The sequence below is a fragment of the Anaerosporobacter faecicola genome (genome assembly GCF_012070565.1).
Taxonomy (GTDB): Bacteria; Bacillota; Clostridia; order Lachnospirales; family Lachnospiraceae; genus Anaerosporobacter; species Anaerosporobacter faecicola.
Map to the genome: position 1 here is coordinate 126,016 of NZ_JAAQRO010000023.1, position 18,500 is coordinate 144,515.

General features: G+C 38.4%; 13 protein-coding genes. All 13 read right to left on the reverse strand.

Features of this window, described 5'->3' with window-relative positions:
- Positions 1–7: 7 nt before the first annotated feature.
- The 13 genes from HBB17_RS10415 to cysW all read right to left on the reverse strand — a co-directional run bounded on the left by HBB17_RS10415 (position 8) and on the right by cysW (position 18,494).
- Positions 8–2,707 (reverse strand): DEAD/DEAH box helicase, encoded by a 2,700-nt coding sequence (locus HBB17_RS10415; protein ID WP_330588202.1) that lies wholly within the window; start codon positions 2,705–2,707, stop codon positions 8–10.
- A gap of 148 nt (positions 2,708–2,855) precedes the next feature.
- The gene (locus HBB17_RS10420) at positions 2,856–3,422 is read right to left on the reverse strand and encodes a hypothetical protein (protein WP_167957432.1); all 567 of its coding nucleotides are present in this window, start codon (positions 3,420–3,422) and stop codon (positions 2,856–2,858) included.
- Between the two features lie 321 nt (positions 3,423–3,743).
- The gene (locus HBB17_RS10425) at positions 3,744–6,389 is read right to left on the reverse strand and encodes a translation factor GTPase family protein (RefSeq protein ID WP_167957433.1); all 2,646 of its coding nucleotides are present in this window, start codon (positions 6,387–6,389) and stop codon (positions 3,744–3,746) included.
- An 82-nt stretch (positions 6,390–6,471) separates the two neighbouring features.
- A complete protein-coding gene (locus HBB17_RS10430; RefSeq protein WP_167957434.1) occupies positions 6,472–8,874 on the reverse strand; it encodes an ABC transporter permease in 2,403 nt (800 codons plus the stop codon).
- Entirely contained in the window at positions 8,871–9,542 is a 672-nt protein-coding gene (locus HBB17_RS10435) for an ABC transporter ATP-binding protein (RefSeq protein WP_167957435.1), read from the reverse strand. The genes HBB17_RS10430 and HBB17_RS10435 overlap by 4 nt, the downstream gene beginning before the upstream one ends.
- 226 nt (positions 9,543–9,768) lie before the next feature.
- On the reverse strand, positions 9,769–11,013 hold the full coding sequence (locus HBB17_RS10440) for a sensor histidine kinase (protein ID WP_167957436.1): 1,245 nt from the start codon (positions 11,011–11,013) through the stop codon (positions 9,769–9,771).
- Positions 11,001–11,699: a response regulator transcription factor gene (locus HBB17_RS10445; RefSeq protein WP_167957437.1), complete on the reverse strand. Its 699-nt coding sequence runs from the start codon at positions 11,697–11,699 to the stop codon at positions 11,001–11,003. Before HBB17_RS10445 ends, HBB17_RS10440 begins: the two co-directional genes overlap by 13 nt.
- A 145-nt stretch (positions 11,700–11,844) precedes the next feature.
- Entirely contained in the window at positions 11,845–13,575 is a 1,731-nt protein-coding gene (locus tag HBB17_RS10450) for a sulfate adenylyltransferase subunit 1 (RefSeq protein ID WP_167957438.1), read from the reverse strand.
- Positions 13,576–13,590: 15 nt separating this feature from the next.
- Positions 13,591–14,391, reverse strand: a complete 801-nt coding sequence (gene cysD, locus HBB17_RS10455) for a sulfate adenylyltransferase subunit CysD (RefSeq protein ID WP_167957439.1) — start codon at positions 14,389–14,391, stop codon at positions 13,591–13,593.
- A gap of 53 nt (positions 14,392–14,444) precedes the next feature.
- Positions 14,445–14,759: a 4Fe-4S dicluster domain-containing protein gene (locus HBB17_RS10460; RefSeq protein WP_167957440.1), complete on the reverse strand. Its 315-nt coding sequence runs from the start codon at positions 14,757–14,759 to the stop codon at positions 14,445–14,447.
- Positions 14,743–16,479, reverse strand: a complete 1,737-nt coding sequence (locus tag HBB17_RS10465) for an adenylyl-sulfate reductase subunit alpha (RefSeq protein WP_167957441.1) — start codon at positions 16,477–16,479, stop codon at positions 14,743–14,745. Before HBB17_RS10465 ends, HBB17_RS10460 begins: the two co-directional genes overlap by 17 nt.
- A 108-nt stretch (positions 16,480–16,587) precedes the next feature.
- The gene (locus HBB17_RS10470; RefSeq protein WP_167957442.1) at positions 16,588–17,649 is read right to left on the reverse strand and encodes a sulfate/molybdate ABC transporter ATP-binding protein; all 1,062 of its coding nucleotides are present in this window, start codon (positions 17,647–17,649) and stop codon (positions 16,588–16,590) included.
- A gap of 2 nt (positions 17,650–17,651) precedes the next feature.
- Entirely contained in the window at positions 17,652–18,494 is an 843-nt protein-coding gene (gene cysW, locus HBB17_RS10475; RefSeq protein WP_207717342.1) for a sulfate ABC transporter permease subunit CysW, read from the reverse strand.
- Between the last annotated feature and the right edge of the window lie 6 nt (positions 18,495–18,500).

Here is an 18,500-nt window from a genome sequence, read left to right on the forward strand (position 1 = left end):
CGTTCTCCTACGATTCGTTCAGATGTTCATAACGACGTGCTATCTTTCTTTGAATCTCTTTTCCTAATTCTCCTTGTTCTTCTTGTTCTTCCACTCGAACATGCAATTGAATGACTGGTGGTGTTTCAACATGAAACTGGATGATATTGATGATACTTTTTTTATTCGTAGGTTCCATAACCCATTCTCCATAAAAAGCATGGTGCAAGACTAAGGTCAGTCTATTGCCTCCTACCTCCACTTTTGATACATTCGATAAGAAATCGCCATACGATTCGCCATTCATTTTTATATACGCACAGAATGCTGCCCATTGTTCTGGTAGTTCTTTGAATAGGAACTTCTTCTTAATAAAAGACACAGGCGCATAGGGTACTGCCTTTACACCAACAGGAACTTCCAGTTCCTCTTTTAGATTCTTCAAGCCCCAAAGCACCATGTTCTTATCCAGTTTATAATCACCAATACATGCCGCACAACCATCTTTACATGGACATCCGCTTACCATCTGAATTGCACTATCCACAATATCTTCCATACAATCAAAGATTTTCTCTGAGAATCCTAACCCACCGACAAACCGATCATACACATAGACCGATACATCATCTGCACTTGGACCACTCAATTCTAATGCATTCAGCGATGTGGTAACCCCAATATCTGCTTGTTCCGTCATCGTTACCATCATAGCGGCATTTTGAATGGCATAACACACCCCTTCAAAATGATTATTCCGTACCACTTGTCCATTTTGTGTTTCCTGAAGCAATCCTCGATATGTTCGAACAACATTCTCTGGCAAATGGATCCATGTACTTTCTGTATCAAACTCCTTCGTTAACGGTTGTGGTAATTGTTCGTATCCTAGATTCTGATGATTATGAAACTGTAGTTTCTTATACATATACACATAATCCTGAACATTCACATCACCAAAAGCAACTTTAACTCGTTTTACCTCTTGTTCCTTACTTTTATGGATCACCTGAATATTCGTCTCCCCACCTGGCATTGTATAATAATTTCCATCGAAGGGGATGCCATATGCCGTTTTACTATCTAGATTTAAGGACAACACCTGATAGGAAATTCCATCATGCAGATAGATTGCTCCCTTATGAAGTTCATGAAATGCTTGCGATTCATCCATCTCCGTCACTTCTTTATTATTCTCTTGGTCGATCAACTTGTATCGGTTTTTATCAATATTACGTAAGCTAAAATCTCCTGCAGGAAATTCTCCGCCCGCCCAGGCAAATCTTCCATTTTGATTGGATAGTTCATCCACCTTTAGTAAAACAGGTATCGTCTCTCCTAAGTCAGGGAAGAAATGAATGTCATCTAAGGTAAGCGGAAGCTCTGCGGCTGCAGCACGTATATGTGCTAGTTCTATGAGTAGATTATTCTTATCGATTACAGCATTCTCACTGCTATTCTCAAACAACCATTCTGGATTCAAAGCGATATATTGATCAAAAGGAAGATTATCAAGGATCAGATAATTATTGCACCCCGTTCCACTTCGTCCAGCACGTCCTGTCTGTTGCCAAAAAGAAGCCCTGGTTCCTGGATATCCGATCAATACTGTCGTATTAATCTTCCCAATATCAATTCCCAGTTCTAAGGCATTCGTTGATACTAACCCTTTGATTGCTCCCGTTATCATCTTCGTCTCAATCTCTTTCCGTTCGATTGGCGTATAACCACCACGGTATCCTGAGATCTGCTCCATCATGGAGGAACCAAAGAAACTTTCCGTTCTCATACGATCCCTTGCTTCCTTTAATACAATCTCCACTGATTTTCTAGATTTGGCAAATGCTATAAAACTTTGATTCTTTTCCACAAGCTCTGGTAATAATTCCGCTGCAACAGTGGAAGGCTGTACTTGTCCATAATAGGTTTGATCTTCCCCCATTACCTTTGGTGGTTGAAGCAAAACATAACGCCGCTTTGCTGCAGGTGAGCCATCCTGATCCACCAATACAAATGTTCTTGAGCAAATGTTCTCTGCAAGTTCTAATGGATTCGCTATGGTTGCGGAACTACACAAAAATTGTGGTGACGAATGGTAATAATTACAGACCCGTTGCAGACGTCGAAATACGTTTGCCAGATGAGAACCAAATGCCCCACGATACGTATGCAGTTCATCAATCACGATATAACGTAAGTTTGAAAAGATAAAATCAAACCCAAATTTACTATGATTGGGAAGGAATGCACTATTGAGCATCTCAGGATTCGTTAAGATGATATTGGCACTTTTTCGTATCCGACTTCGTTCATGAACAGGCGTATCTCCATCATAAACACCTGCCACAATCCGTTCCTGTCCAAAATGCTCCAGATATGGTAGGATTGCACGATATTGATCACTTGCTAACGCTTTGGTAGGATAGATGAAAATCGCTCGTGCCAATGGATTATTTAAGATTTCCTGTAAAACAGGTAAAAGAAAACTTAAGGTCTTTCCACTTGCTGTTGCGGTAGTGATCACTACATCTTTTCCACTTCTTGCTTGTTCAAACATCTCCCCTTGATGGGAATATAATGCTTCGATTCCATTGATTCTGAGATAATTCTTAATATCTTCAGAAAGCTCTTCTGGATATGGAATAAAGCTCCCCTTCCGTGCTGGAATTGTCTTGTCATATATGATCAAATCTTTACCGTCCATCGATCTACTCCTACCTTTTTTCATGATTACGACTCGAAAGCCCTTGCTTTTCTGTATGTTTTGTTATGATACATTCTTATCCTTTTCTATTCATTATTGTATCAGATTCTGCATCTAACGTAAACATCTGTTCGTCTATTATACATATAACGTGACGAACGAATCAAGACCTTTATTCTGTAATCTCAGTTGAAGTACTTTCTTCTGCTGACGTACTGGAATCTGTTTCTGAAACACCGTCTAAGGATAGATCTGCTCCATCTTCTCGATCTAAATCCCGTATTTTCTTTGCCTGCTCTTCGTCATTTTCCTCATCAAACATCGATTTGTACTTCTTGTGTTTCTTATTCATGTTCAACATCGCAGCAGCCTTTGCCGTCTGGTATAGTTTCGAATTATATTCCATTAATTTCTTTTCATCCTTTATGGGAACTTTATCTCCTCTGGCGATTCGTCTAGCAATCTCCATCATCTTTCCCATATCTTCTACTCCTTTTGCGGCATCTTTACTTGCTTCTAATTGTTCCTCACACATCTCTAGCAAAGCTCGATTTTGGATTTCTTCCGCTTGCCTTTTCTGACTCTCTAAAAGTTCCCTACTCTCATTTGAAATGTTCAAGGTAATCCCATTCGCATTCGACGTAGCTAATGTTTCTGTATTCTGTCCTGTTCCATTCGTTCCTTGTTCTCTTTGTGTATTAATCTGCTTGTACTCCGACACGGTATTATTAATTCTCATACTCCTCAATCTCCTTTATACAATCTTATTCTATCGCTCTCCTATACACAAAGTCATAATATGACGTGCTGATCTGCTTAACATGTGCAAGGAGCACAAATGCATGGATTGCACATGTTAAAACTTCAGTCATACGAAAACTCCCGTTAAAATAATATCGGTTTTTCCCAGTCATTTGTTAACCTAATCCTTGTCCTTGATGTTGTAAAAAGATCACTATTTATTCTGTCCTCTTTTGCATGTATCACTATGTCTGAATTTCACACTTTATTCATTCTTATTGCCGATACAGTTTCCTATCCTTTACATGTAGGACGATGCCTACTCTTCCTTCAATATTTTCTCAATATGCTTCGCTGTTTCTTCTGATACCTGATCAAATAATCCACCCGTTTTATTCGTTCCCTGTTCCAGATAATTTTCTCGAATAGATTCTTCTATTCGTTTTACATCTTCCTCTAACTCTCTCGCAGATAGCAAGCGACAACCTTGCCCTCGTATGATCACCTGTTCCACCCCATCTGAGGTAGCAACGGTAATGTCGTATTTCTTACTATTTTCATGAGAGAACTTTTCGATATACTGATCCGCTGTTTCGGCTTCTTTCGTAAACACAACGTGAATGTTATGGTAATCCATAATCTCCGTTCGATGTCCCTCTACTCGGTAAGCATCAAAGACAACGATAAGATTACAACGCTTAATTGCCTGGTAATTGCATAGAGTATCCTGTAGTTTGTTTCTTGCTCCATCCATATTGATCTTCGCCAATTGGTTTAGCTCTTCCCACGCAAAGATAATGTTATAGCCATCCACCAACAGATACTCTTCTAGTTTCTCTGTTTTCTTATAGTTTCGCACAACCGGTCCTTCATAAGTCTTTTCCTTCTTTCGATTGGTATAATATCTTTCTTTCGAACCACTATTGGAATAAAAGGTTCGATTGAGGATTGCATCAATCTCATCGGTATCAATAAACCGTTCTTCCTGGTAGGTTGCATATTCTTTAACTTCTTTATCTTTTAGACGAAGTTCTTTATTCTGGTTCATCAGATAACTTTCCACATGCATGTAGTTTGGTACTTGATCCCAGCTTACTAAGAACCCTGCACCATGTGCACAGAAAACAGACCCTGTCGGATTCGCTAGATCCGCTTCTGGATCATATGCAAATCTTGCAAGGACCTCTTCTTGATTATGGCAAGGTTCATATCCACTTAACTCACAGAACAATCTTCCATGTCCGCTGGTATAAGCAACCACATCTTTTTGATAGTCTCGCATCGTAACAACCGGTGATTTTCCCTCAAGGATTGAGATACCATTCTTATTTTCCTTCATCTCAAAACTAGCTTGCATTCGTTCCAGATCCGTCATGGCTCTCCCTACCATTTTCTCTGGAACTTCCAATTGAAAATGAAAATATGGTTCCAATAAGACAGAAGTCGCTTGCCGTAATCCTTGTCGGATTGCACGATAGGTTGCTTGTCTGAAATCTCCACCCTCGGTATGTTTTTGATGCGCTCGTCCACCAACCAGGGTAATCTTCATATCCGTTATACTGCACCCTGCCAGAACACCTCTGTGTTCTTTCTCTTCAAGATGGGTTCGTATCAACCGCTGCCAATTTCGATCAAGTTCATCTTCACTGCAATTACTTTCGAATACAAGTCCCGAGCCTGGTTCTCCAGGTTCTAGCAGCAGATGAACCTCCGCATAATGTCGTAAGGGTTCAAAGTGACCAACCCCTTCCACCACATCGGTAATGGTTTCTTTGTATACAATATTACCGTTGCCAAATGTAACATCGATACCAAATCGAGTAGCAATCATACTTCGTAGAATCTCAATCTGCACTTCCCCCATAATCTGTGCTTGAATCTCCTGTAATTCCTCATCCCAAACTATGTGTAGTTCTGGTTCTTCTTCCTCCAGTATCCGAAGTTTTGGTAACATTGCATTTGGGTCACAGCCACTTGGTAATTGAATCTCATAAGTTAATACAGGCGATAGAATGGGTCCCATAGAGGACTTCTCTATACCAACCCCTTCTCCTGGTTTTGTTGTGGTAAGTCCAGTAACTGCACAGATTGTTCCAGCTTCTGCTTCCATAACTGCATCATATTTGACACCAGAATAGATACGGATTTGATTGATCTTCTCTTCTTGAGAAGAAAGCGCCATCTTCACCCGTAAAGTGCCCCCTGTTACTTTTAGATAAGTTAGTCGATTTCCTTGCTCGTCACGAGCAATCTTATAAATCTTCGCGCCAAAGCTATCTCCATACTGAGGAGATACGGTATATGTTTCTAAGCCATCTAAAAATGCTTCTACTCCTTCTAACTTAAGTGCAGCACCAAAGAAACAAGGGAAAATCTTTCGGTTTTTGATCAATTCGGTAACTTGTTCTGTCGTAATTGCTCCCTGTTCCATATACTGTTCTAATAAATCTTCACTGCACATGGCAACATTTTCATAAAATTCTTCAGATTCAGGATTCGTAAAATCCATACATCCATCAGAAAGCATTGCTTGTAACTGCCCAAGGAGTTCATCTTTATTCGTTCCCTGTTGATCCATCTTGTTGATGAAAAGGAACGTAGGAATCTTATATTTTTCTAACAGACTCCATAAAGTTTTTGTATGTCCCTGGACACCATCTGCACCGCTAATCACTAAAATAGCGTAATCTAAAACCTGTAGTGTTCTCTCCATCTCTGCAGAGAAATCCACATGTCCAGGGGTATCTAATAACGTAACGGTCGTATCTTTCCAAGTAAACTTTGCTAATTTTGAAAATATCGTAATGCCACGAGCACGCTCTAAGGAAAACGTGTCTAAAAATGCATCTCCATTATCCACTCTTCCAAGCTTACGTATTGCACCTGCAAGATAGAGCATCCCTTCCGACAGGGTAGTTTTTCCTGCATCCACGTGTGCTACGATTCCAATCACTATTTTCTTCATCTATTTTCTCTCTTTATTGTCTCTTGTTCATATTCTTTACCGTTACTATTCTAACATACTCTTCTGCCTAAACCAACTCCCTTTATTCTTGATAACGTACTCTTTCTACAATGGAATTCTTTTTAATATTCTTACTTAACACATATGCTAAGACAATTTGTAAAACTAGTATGCAGCCGATCATACATAAAACCTCTACTGTAGGAAAATGATAGGTATGTAATCCAATGTATCCGTTATTCTTTCCATATTGGAATACTGCATATCCCAAAGGGATTCCCACAGTCAGTGATACAAAAACAGTACCAATTGTAAAGATCACCCCTTCTAACTGTAACATATGGCTCAATTGTTTGCTTGTCATACCAATTGCCTGAAGTACTCCAAATTCTTGTCTTCTTGTTGTTATACTGGTAACCATGGTATTTGCCATATTCATAAAACCAATTAATCCGGTTAAGATCAATAAAGCGTAGATTCCAACCGTTATCATCTTCATACTTAGTTGGGTTTCTTTAAGTGCCGATTCATAGGTTTTTATCTCAACATGATCCACTCCAAGAAGGATTTCATTCAATTTCTTCTCAACATTACGTAGTTGCTCAGTTGTACAATCAATCCATACTTTTGCTATATGGTCTTCTCCTAGATTCCATGCTTGATACGTGTCTTCTGTGACTGCCCAGTCCGAACTAATGGATCCGAATGCTCCCTGTAGGTTTGGTTCTATCTTCGTTCCATTTTCTAACGTAATCGGTACTTGATCACCAACCGAATATGGACAGTAGGTTTCCATAAGCGCTCCCCACCCGTAAATTATTGCACCTTCTTTCGAAGCAGCATCATAATCCAAGTTTCCTACCTTTCCTGCTTTTGCCTTATAGCGACTGAATTCTTCTCTGTTAAGAACGCCAATGGTGATTGGATTTTGTTTTTCATCGGCTGCTAGTACAATCTTGTTTGTATAGATTTCCGTAACTCCTTCAATTTCTCTTACCTGTTGTAAAAATTCTTGATCAAGGGGATCTTCTTTGAGTATGGAATCCAAATTATTTTCTGGATAGGCAGTATCATTCAACGAATATGTTAAGTACACATAAATTTTTCCTCGTTCCACAATCTTCCTTGCCTCATACGCATCATCCATATTACCAAGAGAATTCGCCATGACAACAAATAGCACACAGGATAGCCCTAAGGTAATGATTGTAGATATTGTCCTTCTCCGATTTCCACTCATATTTGCCATCGTTAATCCCATTACAGTTACTTGTTTTTTCCCTTTTCGAATTCCCCTCGCCTTTCTTTGTTCCTGATAACGCATTGCTTCGACAATCGTTGTTTTCGAAATAATTTTCATTGGTTTTCGAATGGCAAGCAAAATGGTAATAAGAGAGAGTACCGCTACCAAAAGGAAGATTGGTACTTGGAATAAGGAAACGTTATCCAGTCGATTCCCCTGTATTCCCATAACTTGTTTCACTAACCATTGAAAGGAGATCTTTGCTATAACATAGCCAAATAATAAACCTAACGGGATTCCAATCGCACCAAGATACAGCGCTTCCTTACGAATAATTCGTCGCAATTGTTTCTTCGTAGCTCCCATTGCTTTGATTTTTCCATATTCCCAGACTCTCTGTTTCATACCAACCTGAAAGATATTGTAGATTACTACCAAAGACAACATTATGATAATAAGAATAATTACAACACACACCAAGATTGTTTCTGTACCTGGGTTTCTTGCCCACATAACATATGCTCGATTCAGAGACACTCTTTTGGTATCAATCCCACAATCACTTGCAAGTTCTTTCAACACTTCCATTGCATTATGGGAATTCACCTTCTCATTCTTATCCAAAAGGAAATATGCCATATAGGATTGGTCCTCTTCCGCTACGGTACTGGTATAATATTCTTCTGATACATATCCCAATATGGAGTTTGCATCTCCTTGCGCATTTAAAATTCCACTGACTCTAAACTCCTTATCTGCGTATTTACTTGTAAGATCGGGACGATAGGAAACGGTAATAGAATCTCCTACTTGAACAGATTCATATCCTAGGGACGAATAAAATGCACGACTTCCAATAATCTCATCCTTCCATGTTGGGAACCGTCCTTCTTCCAACATATCATCCATATACAGATGTTCTCGAAGAACCTGATCCGTCGCATACAGGGAAATGGAACGCTCATTTTCCACTTCACCGACGTATTCCATTTTTCCAATCTTTGCAAATGCACTCTTAAGTTCCATCTCATGAAGTTGGTCCTTCGTTATACCTGCATAGATACCATCATACCGTCCATAAAGAATTCCAGCATTATTCTTATTCGTTTGTATAATCGCATAGCCCCATGTACTGATCACGGTAAGACCTAATGTTGTAAGTAGAATGGATATAATCAATAGGACACTCCGCGTACGGTTGTGGCGATTATTTGACTTTGCAACGTTTGTTAAAGCATTCATTCTCTCACCACCTTGCCATCCTCGATCACGAGTCTGCGATCTGCAATCTGTGCGATATCTTCATCATGAGTGATCATAATGATCGTTTGCCCGTACTTCTTTGCGGACAACTTCAGTAAACTAATCACTTCATCACTTGTTTTGGTATCAAGATTTCCTGTTGGTTCATCCGCAAGGATTACATCTGGCTTTGTAGATAATGCTCTTCCAATGGCTACCCGTTGCTGTTGTCCTCCCGATAACGTATTAGGGAGGCTATGAATCTTTGATTCCAATCCTAAGGTCTCAATGATTTCTTTCATATAGGTCTCATCCACTTGTTTTCCATCTAACCCCAAAGGAAGCACCATATTCTCCCACACATTAATAGAGGAAACTAGATTAAAGGCTTGAAAGATAAATCCAATCTTTCTTCTACGGTAAATGGCCAAATCGTCCTCCTTCATTCCATAGATGTCCTTTCCATTCAAATATACCTTTCCACTTGTTGGGCGATCCAATCCTCCTAGTAAATGAAGCAGCGTACTTTTACCTGATCCTGACTTTCCAACTATTGCAACAAATTCTCCTTGCTTCACTTCCATATTAATATTGGAAATTGCGTAGAATTCATTTTGCTTACTTCCATACTTCTTAGACAATCCTTCTGTTCTAACGATTGATTCCATATTTCTTCCCTTCCTTTTCTGTTATGAATGCCGATTTCTCAAACGCACGAATCAAATATTTGTTCTATGCTACAATAACTATACCTGTTGTTTCTTTCTGCTTACTTACAAAGCGAGAAAAAACACTTACAAATTTGTAAGATTGGAAAATGTATAAGATAAAAAACTTCATTGCACATCTTCTACGATCGAATGATGTACAATGAAGTCTTATCATACTTTCCAATTACTTTTTGGGAATCTGCAGAACAAATATACTCCCCGACGTTCCATCTGATTTAACATGAACGGTAATGGTTCCTCCATGTCTATTCAGAATTTCCCTTGTAAGATACAGCCCTACTCCTGAACCTTCCTGCTCTTTTACTTCTTGTAACTGTCCTCTGTAAAATCGTTTAAAGATCTTGTTTACTTCCTCTTTTGGTATCCCAATTCCTTGATCCTCTATCTCGATACGTAGAAATGTTGTCCGTAAAAGGAAGCGTATGGTTATGGTTTGGTTCCTTGTACTGTATTTGATTGCATTATCAAGCACGTTAATCAACGCCTCACATAGCCATTTTGGATCATGCGGAATCTGTAATTTCTGTACTTCTTCCTCCGCTTCCACTACTAACTCAATTTTCTTTTCTCTAGCTTTCACATAGACACGGTTCATCGCTTCTACGAATGTTGAAAAGATTGGTGCCTCTTCCAGTTGTATGGTAATCATGCCTGTTTCCATTCTAGATATGTTCAACAATGCTGCGAGCATATTCTCAAGACCACGTAGTTGATGGTTACATCTTGCAAGGAATTCCTCTCGTTCGAGTTCACTTAATTCCTGTTTCTCTACTATCTCAAAACAGGTCTTTAAGGCGGCCACGGGTGTCTTTAGTTGATGTGAGATATCGGTAACAAGTGACTTCGTCTCCTCCTTCTCCTGTATCATCTGCTTTTTCATTAGATGTATTGTTTTAGAAAAGGCGGCTAATTCTTCATAAATTTTCTGTACTTCCTCTCCTTGTTTGTCAATAGGAGGCACCCATTCGTCTGACTCGCTACGAATCTGGCTTACTCTTTTTTGAATATCTATCATCTGTTCTCTATAAACATTTCTCTGATAACGGGTTGTCCCATAAAACAGCAACAGAAGAAGCATGTAGATGCTTATTGCACCACCTATATACTTCCAGATTTGTTGTATACAATTTTTCTTAAAGTAATCCTCATATGCACTGGTATATCCATATTCTTTTAGAACAGAAGAAGCACTCTTTGTCGTTTCTTCTCCCTTCATTAAACTGGCTGCGGTATGTAAAGGATCTGAAGTATCAACCATTGTTGCAAGGATGCCAATCTTCTCTTTATACTGTTCCACTTCCCTATAACAAAGAATACTTGTTACTACTGCAATTAATAAGAACAAAACACTGCATATCCACCCATACATCTTTTTATTACACTGTGATTCTCTACTTATTCTTGACATGTTCGACAGTCCTTTTCCCATATGTATCCTACTCCACGGATATTTTGAATATACTCTGGTTTTGAAGGATCCTTTTCTATCTTTTCCCGTAACCTTCTTATATTTACTGCAAGGGTATTCTCATCTACAAAATTACCATCTAAATCAAATAGTTGTTCCAGCAACTGATTTTTCGTTAAGATCTGTTTTGGATGAAGGAGGAACAGTTGAAGAAGCTTCCACTCATTTTTAGTTAAGAGCACTTCCTCCCCCTCCTTCTCCACACGCATTTCTCCTAAAAAGAACTGAATGTCACCAGACTGTAAGACCTTAGGTTGTCTATTTGCTTGTTTCTTAAAGAATGCTGCAACTTTCAGCATTAAAATAGACAAACTAAATGGTTTTGTTATATAATCATCTGCACCCGCTTCATATCCCATGACCTGGTCCATCTCCTGCTCAAGTGCTGTTAAACAGATAATATGCAGATTCTTATTCTGCTTTCTGATCCAACGAATGAGTGACAAACCATTGCCATCAGGTAAATTAATATCACATAAGATCAACTGTGGTTCCTTCTGTAATATGCTTTTCTTTGCACCTGCAATTGTCATCTCCCGTTCGACTTCGTAGCCTTCCTTCTCAAGGGTGAAGGCAATTCCTCGATTTACACTTTCTTCATCTTCTATAATCAATATCCGATTCATAGCTATACTCCCATCGATTTGAAACTCAATTTTACAAAACTCATTTTTCCAAGTTCTTCCCTATTGTAACACAAATAAATGGGATTTTCATAGATAAAAAGTACATTCCTATGAATCGATTATGTAATTAAAGTACTTCTCCTTGCTAAATTACCCAGTAATTATTATGAAATACGACAAATCGATAGGTATCAAAACGCATCCACTTATTAAGAAATGCAACTTCTCTTCTTTCATCTAAACTTTGATACTCTTTTAAGAAATGTTTTAGTTCTTCTTTTGAACTTACCTTAATTGCAAATCCTCTTCCGTTTATAAGTGGTCGACCTTCATATTGATACTTCTGTATTGGAATCATATCATTAATCTTACCGTCTCTCACTTGTATTGCCACTTGATCACGCAATGCCAAGATATCAAAATCCTTAGGATATTTATAGCTTTCGCCTTTAATTGGAATAGCATCTCCAACTGTGTATGTATTGGATGACACTTCTGTTTTGTCTACTGTAAATTGTTCTACATTATAATAAAATTCTTCAAAAACATCGCCTCTTGCTTTTAACGCCCCCTTATAGAACGTAACCAATTCTTTGTTTTCTTTCTCTTCTTCTGCTTGGGTTATAATTCCACCACCTGCAACATCATAGCCGTCTACTATTACAAATCTTCCTGTTACTTGACTTTGTGAGAACTGGTCGAATGCAACTGGTTCCTTCGTTGTTATTACAACCTCAGCAACATCATTAAGAGTGATCTTTTGAACCTGCTCGCTAGAATCTAAATTCGATGCATCAATCACTTTGATAATCTCTTCCAATTCACCTTCTATTTCTCTAGTTGCTAATTTAATCTTGTATTTCTTATTCTTTACAAGATTGTTCTTTCCCATCCAAAAGATACTTGCCCTGAACGAATTGGATACGAGCGGTTTGCTATCTTCCAAAGCAATTACTTCCCCTCGTTTATTAAAGAATTCATCTGATACCGTGATTCCTACGGACTGTCCTGCTGATACGATTTCTGTCTTATCTCGATCTGCCCAATACTCTATTGTCTTAACTGTTGTCTTTTTTCCTTCCGGATATATCGTAATCTCATCCCCTACTTGTAACGTTCCTGCTTCGATACGACCTGCAATGATTCTGCGATCATCAAACTTATATACATCCTGAATTGGAAAACGAAGTGGTTTCTTATCAAGGCCTTTTTCTTTCTCTATACAATCCATTGCCTCAATAACCGAATGACCATAAAACCAATCGAGTTTATCTGATTTTTCTAATATATTTTCACCATAATAGGCAGAGATTGGAATGTAATCAATTGGCTTGATATTAAGCGTGTTAAGAAATTCTCCCATATCCTTCTTAACAGAATCATATACTTCCTTTGAATACTCAACCAAATCCATCTTATTCAGCACAACATATACCTTCTTAATTCCAATTAAAGAGAGAATATATGCATGGCGTTTTGACTGTTCCTGTACACCTTCTTTCGCATCAATAATAAGAAATGCTGCTTCGGCGTTAGCAGCTCCTGAGATCATGTTCTTAAGAAATTCCTTATGACCTGGCGCGTCAATAATAACATACTCTCTCTGCTCTGTCTGAAATTGAATCTGTGTTGTATCAATTGTTATTCCTTGTTTTTGTTCTTCTTCAAAAGCATCTAATAGATATGCATATTCAAAAGGCTTTCCTGTTTCCTTTGCAATTCTCTTTACTTTATCAATGGTCCCCTGTGGTAACGAGTGGGTATCATATAGTAGACGACCAATAACCGTTGACTTTCCATGATCTACATGCCCTACAACTACTATTTTTAAACGATCTATATTTTCCACCTTTTTTATGTTTTCAATTTTCTCCATTCCGTCCACTCCCTTCTACATGTATCCATCTTTTCGCAACTTCTGCATTGCATATGAGTCTTCTTGGTCTTGTGCTCTTCCTGCTCGTTCACTAACTGTTGTATGTTTCAACTCTTCAATAATATCCTCTACTGAAGTTGCATTGGATTCAATCTGCCCCGTACAAGGTGCACAGCCTAAACTACGATAACGTTTTCCATCTCTTGCAAAATATAGATCGATAATAGGTATATTCTCTCGTAAGATATATTCCCATATATCAACTTCATTCCAGTGTAATAATGGATGCACACGGATATGATTTCCTTTGGGAAAATCGGTCTTAAATTGGTCCCAAAGTTCAGGTGGTTGATTAGAATAGTCCCACTCATCATTCTTGTTACGTTCTGAAAACACTCTTTCTTTGGAGCGCGAACCTTCCTCATCACGACGAACACCAACGATTAATCCATCGAATTCATATTTCTTAACTACCTGCTGTAATGCTTCTGTTTTTAAAGCTTTACAACAAACCAATCTACCTTGGGCAGGGCCCATTCCTGCATCTATGGCTTCTCTGTTTGTATGTACAATTAAGTCTAAGTTTAATTCCTTGGCCACCTTATCACGATACGCAATCATTTCTGGAATTTTGTAAGTGGTGTCTACGTGAATAAATGGGAATGGACAATAGCCAAAGAAAGCTTTTTTTGCTAGCCATAATAAAACGGTAGAATCCTTTCCTATTGACCAAAGCATACCTAGCTTACCTAACTTTTTATACGCTTCTCTAAGAATATATATACTTTCCGCTTCCAATGTGTCTAAATGATCCATATATTAATCCTCCTATATAATGATTTTAAGAAATTGCAATTACCTTCTTTGCTTTAATATCGATTAGACTCCTTACGATCGATCACAATTTCCTTACTTTTTCCATATGGGTTTGCAATTGACCATGTTACAAGATCACCATTAGAGGTTGTTGACAGATGACTTCCTCTTCCACCAATATCTGCTCCAAGATATAAAGAAATTGCTCCAAACTTGCATTCTTTCACACAAGATGCACACCCCCAACAATCTTTTGGATACTGAATATACGCCTTGTTTTGATCATTCATCTCTAGTAAAGTACCTGGGCAAACGCAGGTACACATAGTACAACCAACGCATTTATTCTGATTAATTGCTATGCTCATATGTTTCACCTCGCTTTACTAGGTCTCTAAAGATAATCTTCAATGTTTCTCCCTCTCGTTTGGAATTCACATATTGTAACCATTCATCACTACGCTCTGGATAATCTAGATTTTCTGCGAAGCTATGCCATCTCGTCTCTTTTCTTGCTCGGAGATGGGCTATTACACTTTGACAGACAACAAGACGTTCGCGCAATTCATAGACAAACAATAATTCATGCATGTTATCTGCCCTTAACTCTTTGCTCAATTCGCTAATCTGTTTAATTTTTTCTTCTGCCAAATCTAATTGTTTCTCATTATATTGATAATGGCTGCTAATGCCTCCTGCATAAGTATCCATAACCTTTTGCATGGCTTCTTCTAACTGCTCTGTAGGAAACATCGATTCTTCACGATTTAGAATGGATTCCATCTCTGCTTTCTTATTTCCTATTATTCTTTCAAAATTCTGACTATGTATCTCTCGTGTTTCTTCAATCGATTCTTTTGTACATTCTTCTTTGCATTTTTCTTTTCTTAATGCTTCTACTGCAGCAATTGCAGCAATTTCTCCTTCAACTAATGCACCTGTAACATACTTTTGGGGACAACCACCTGCTACATCACCGGCTGCATATAATCCCTTGATTGTCGTTTGTCGATTGGTATCAACCCAATATCCACTGGCTGTATGCCCACCGACGATATAGGGTTCTGTTCCTTCAATCTCTACATTCTGTTCACTTGGGTTTTTTCCGGATTCGACCCATTTAAGAGTTTGACTAGGCGCCATATTCAAATAGGCGCGAAGAAGTTCTTGATCTTGCTCTGGTGTAATCCCTTCTGTTTTCAGATAACAAGGACCTCTTCCTTCAAGATTCTCACGTACTGTTCCATAAACTCTCTCTGATGTTGTATTTTTGTACTTCTTATCATAGACTTCTCCTAGTGAATTCACTTGTTTTGCTCCTACCCCTTGTGCAATGGTTCCTGTTGGTGCTATGGTGTCCTTACAACGTAATGCAATAAATCTCATCTCAAAGGTGGTCATCTCTGCACCCGATTGAATTCCCATGGCATATCCTGCCCCTGTATTAAACGGAGGATACCACATCTTATGTCTTGAAAATCCCGGATTGTTTGGTCGGTATAACCCTGCTGCTCCACCAGTTGCACAAATCACTTTTTTTGCATGAATTACATATAGAACATTCTCTTTCATATCAATGGCTAACGCCCCATAGATTTGATTATCTTTCACTAGATAATCCGTGACTGCAACTCGATTTAAGATTGTAACATTTTTTAATGCTTCTACTGCATTCGCAAGAATTGGCTTTATATTCTCACCGTTAATCTTAATGTTGCGATTTCCTCTCGCCACATATTCACCATTTTCATCTTTTTGAATTACCAGCCCCAGATCCTCTAATTTCTTCGTTACCCGATTAAGACCTTCTGACATTGTAATAAGTAGATCATCTCTTACAATTCCAGCTGCATCATATGAAGCATACTCCACGTAATCCCTAGGAGTTCTCCCTTTCACTATGTACGCATTGATTGCATTTACTCCTGCTGCCAAACAACCACTTCTCTTAATATTCGCTTTCTCCGCAATAATCACACTTGCATCAGATTTCTCCCGAATGGTAAGTGCCGCATAACTACCAGCTGTCCCACCGCCAATGATCAAGATATCTGTATTATAGGTTTTCACTATAATTTTCTTCCTCATTTTATACCCACTGTTCCTTTCTTTGAATGCAAAACTCTTTAATCATTTTCATTGCTTTTGTACTTCACCGATTCAAAAAGGCGAGACTAGATGAAATGATGTATCTTCCTAGATATACACAGAGTTCCGATCTTCCATTGCTTTATTATCCAGTAAAAGAGTCTTACTATCGTCGAATGCATACAAACGATATACCAATACATTCACCTTTTCGCCAACTTGAATGCTTTCTTTTTCTAGTGATCTTGTGGCTGTGAAGCTCTGTCCTTTTACTTGAACCTTTACTTCTAGGTTATCTCCTCTAAAGGCAATGCCAGCCACAATGCCTTCTTCTGCAGCACTGAGATACTGTTTTAGCTCCCCTTGTTTTGCTATTCTTATAAACTCTGGTCGAATGACTGCCTGATGCATCCCCTCAACCTGTTCAAATCCAATTAAGCTCGTGTAATCATTAACTAAGCTAGATTGACCAATAAACTGAGCAACAAATGGTGTGGTAGGTTTTTTATATATATCAACAGGAGATCCCATCTGTTCTACACGTCCCTGATTCGTTATGATAATCTCATCTGCAACTTCGATGGCTTCATCCTGGTCATGTGTAACGAAGATACTAGTAATTCCAACCCTACTAATCATTTCTTTTAACCAACTTCTAAGTTCCTGCCTAACTTTAGCATCAATTGCTGCAAACGGTTCATCAAGTAACAATAACTGTGGTTTTGGAGCTAGTGCCCTTGCGAATGCAACCCTTTGCCTTTGTCCACCAGACAATTGGTTCGGATAACGATGTTCTAATCCTTCTAAACCAATTAATTTGATTAGTTCAAAAACACGGTCTTTTATTTCCTTCTTATTCTTCTTCTGAATCTCTAAACCAAATGCAATATTATCGAATACATCCATGTAACGAAACAATGCATAATTTTGAAATACAAATCCAACTCCTCTCTTGCTTGCAGGAATATCATTTACCCTGTTCCCATTGATAAAGATGTCTCCTGAATCCGGTTGTTCTAAACCTGCTATCATACGAAGGATTGTGGTCTTCCCACTTCCACTTGGACCAAGTAAACCAATTAACTTTCCTTGCTCTATTCCAAAATTCACGTGATCAGAAGCTTTATAATTATGAAAGGTTTTATTGATGTCTTTCAGTTCTACGTACATATCTACCTTCCTCCTTTCTTCGCCTTATATTCCACTATGTTTCGCAAGATTAAAATAATTACTGCTAACACAACTAAAATTGATGACACTGCAAATGCGGCTGATAATTTGAATTCATTGTAAATAATCTCTACATGAAGAGGAAGTGTATTGGTCTTTCCTCGTAGATGCCCTGACAAAACCGATACCGCACCAAATTCTCCCATAGCTCTGGCACTGCATAATACAATTCCATATAACAAAGCCCATTTCATATGTGGTAGCGTTATCTTACGAAAGATGTGAAATCCACTGGCTCCCATTAGTGCTGCCGCCTCTTCCTCATCCCTTCCTTGCGCATTCAAAACTGGAATAATCTCTCTTGATATGAATGGAAATGTTACAAAAATAGTGGCAATTATTACACCTGGTACCGCAAATACAACTTTTATATTATGGGCATTCAAGAAATCATGTGCCCAGCCAATACGACCAAAGGTAAGGATAAAAATCAAACCTGCTATTACTGGGGAAACAGCAAAGGGAATATCGATTATTGTAAGAAGTAATTGTTTTCCCCTAAAATGGAATTTGGAAACCGCCCAAGCTGCGAACAATCCAAAGAACGTATTAATCGCTACTGCCGTTACAGTTGCTACTATTGTTAATCGTAGTGCCTTAATGGTATAGGGATCTGTAATTGCTTCTATGTATTTTGTTCCCCCATCTTTTAATGCATAGACGATAAGTACAAGCATTGGAATGACAAGCATAATAAGGACAAATACTAAGCTTACCCCGATTAATACCACTTTTGTGACCTTCGTTCCTTTTTTTAGATTTACTGATTCTTGTTCTATATTCATATCTTC

Bases quoted from the DNA above. Each gene is read 5' to 3' on its own strand.
- HBB17_RS10415 (WP_330588202.1), bottom strand. From the start codon at position 2,707: ATGAAAAAAGGTAGGAGTAGATCGATGGACGGTAAAGATTTGATCATA.
- HBB17_RS10420 (WP_167957432.1), bottom strand. From the start codon at position 3,422: ATGAGAATTAATAATACCGTGTCGGAGTACAAGCAGATTAATACACAA.
- HBB17_RS10425 (WP_167957433.1), bottom strand. From the start codon at position 6,389: ATGAAGAAAATAGTGATTGGAATCGTAGCACACGTGGATGCAGGAAAA.
- HBB17_RS10430 (WP_167957434.1), bottom strand. From the start codon at position 8,874: ATGAATGCTTTAACAAACGTTGCAAAGTCAAATAATCGCCACAACCGT.
- HBB17_RS10435 (WP_167957435.1), bottom strand. From the start codon at position 9,542: ATGGAATCAATCGTTAGAACAGAAGGATTGTCTAAGAAGTATGGAAGT.
- HBB17_RS10440 (WP_167957436.1), bottom strand. From the start codon at position 11,013: ATGTCAAGAATAAGTAGAGAATCACAGTGTAATAAAAAGATGTATGGG.
- HBB17_RS10445 (WP_167957437.1), bottom strand. From the start codon at position 11,699: ATGAATCGGATATTGATTATAGAAGATGAAGAAAGTGTAAATCGAGGA.
- HBB17_RS10450 (WP_167957438.1), bottom strand. From the start codon at position 13,575: ATGGAGAAAATTGAAAACATAAAAAAGGTGGAAAATATAGATCGTTTA.
- cysD (WP_167957439.1), bottom strand. From the start codon at position 14,391: ATGGATCATTTAGACACATTGGAAGCGGAAAGTATATATATTCTTAGA.
- HBB17_RS10460 (WP_167957440.1), bottom strand. From the start codon at position 14,759: ATGAGCATAGCAATTAATCAGAATAAATGCGTTGGTTGTACTATGTGT.
- HBB17_RS10465 (WP_167957441.1), bottom strand. From the start codon at position 16,479: ATGAGGAAGAAAATTATAGTGAAAACCTATAATACAGATATCTTGATC.
- HBB17_RS10470 (WP_167957442.1), bottom strand. From the start codon at position 17,649: ATGTACGTAGAACTGAAAGACATCAATAAAACCTTTCATAATTATAAA.
- cysW (WP_207717342.1), bottom strand. From the start codon at position 18,494: ATGAATATAGAACAAGAATCAGTAAATCTAAAAAAAGGAACGAAGGTC.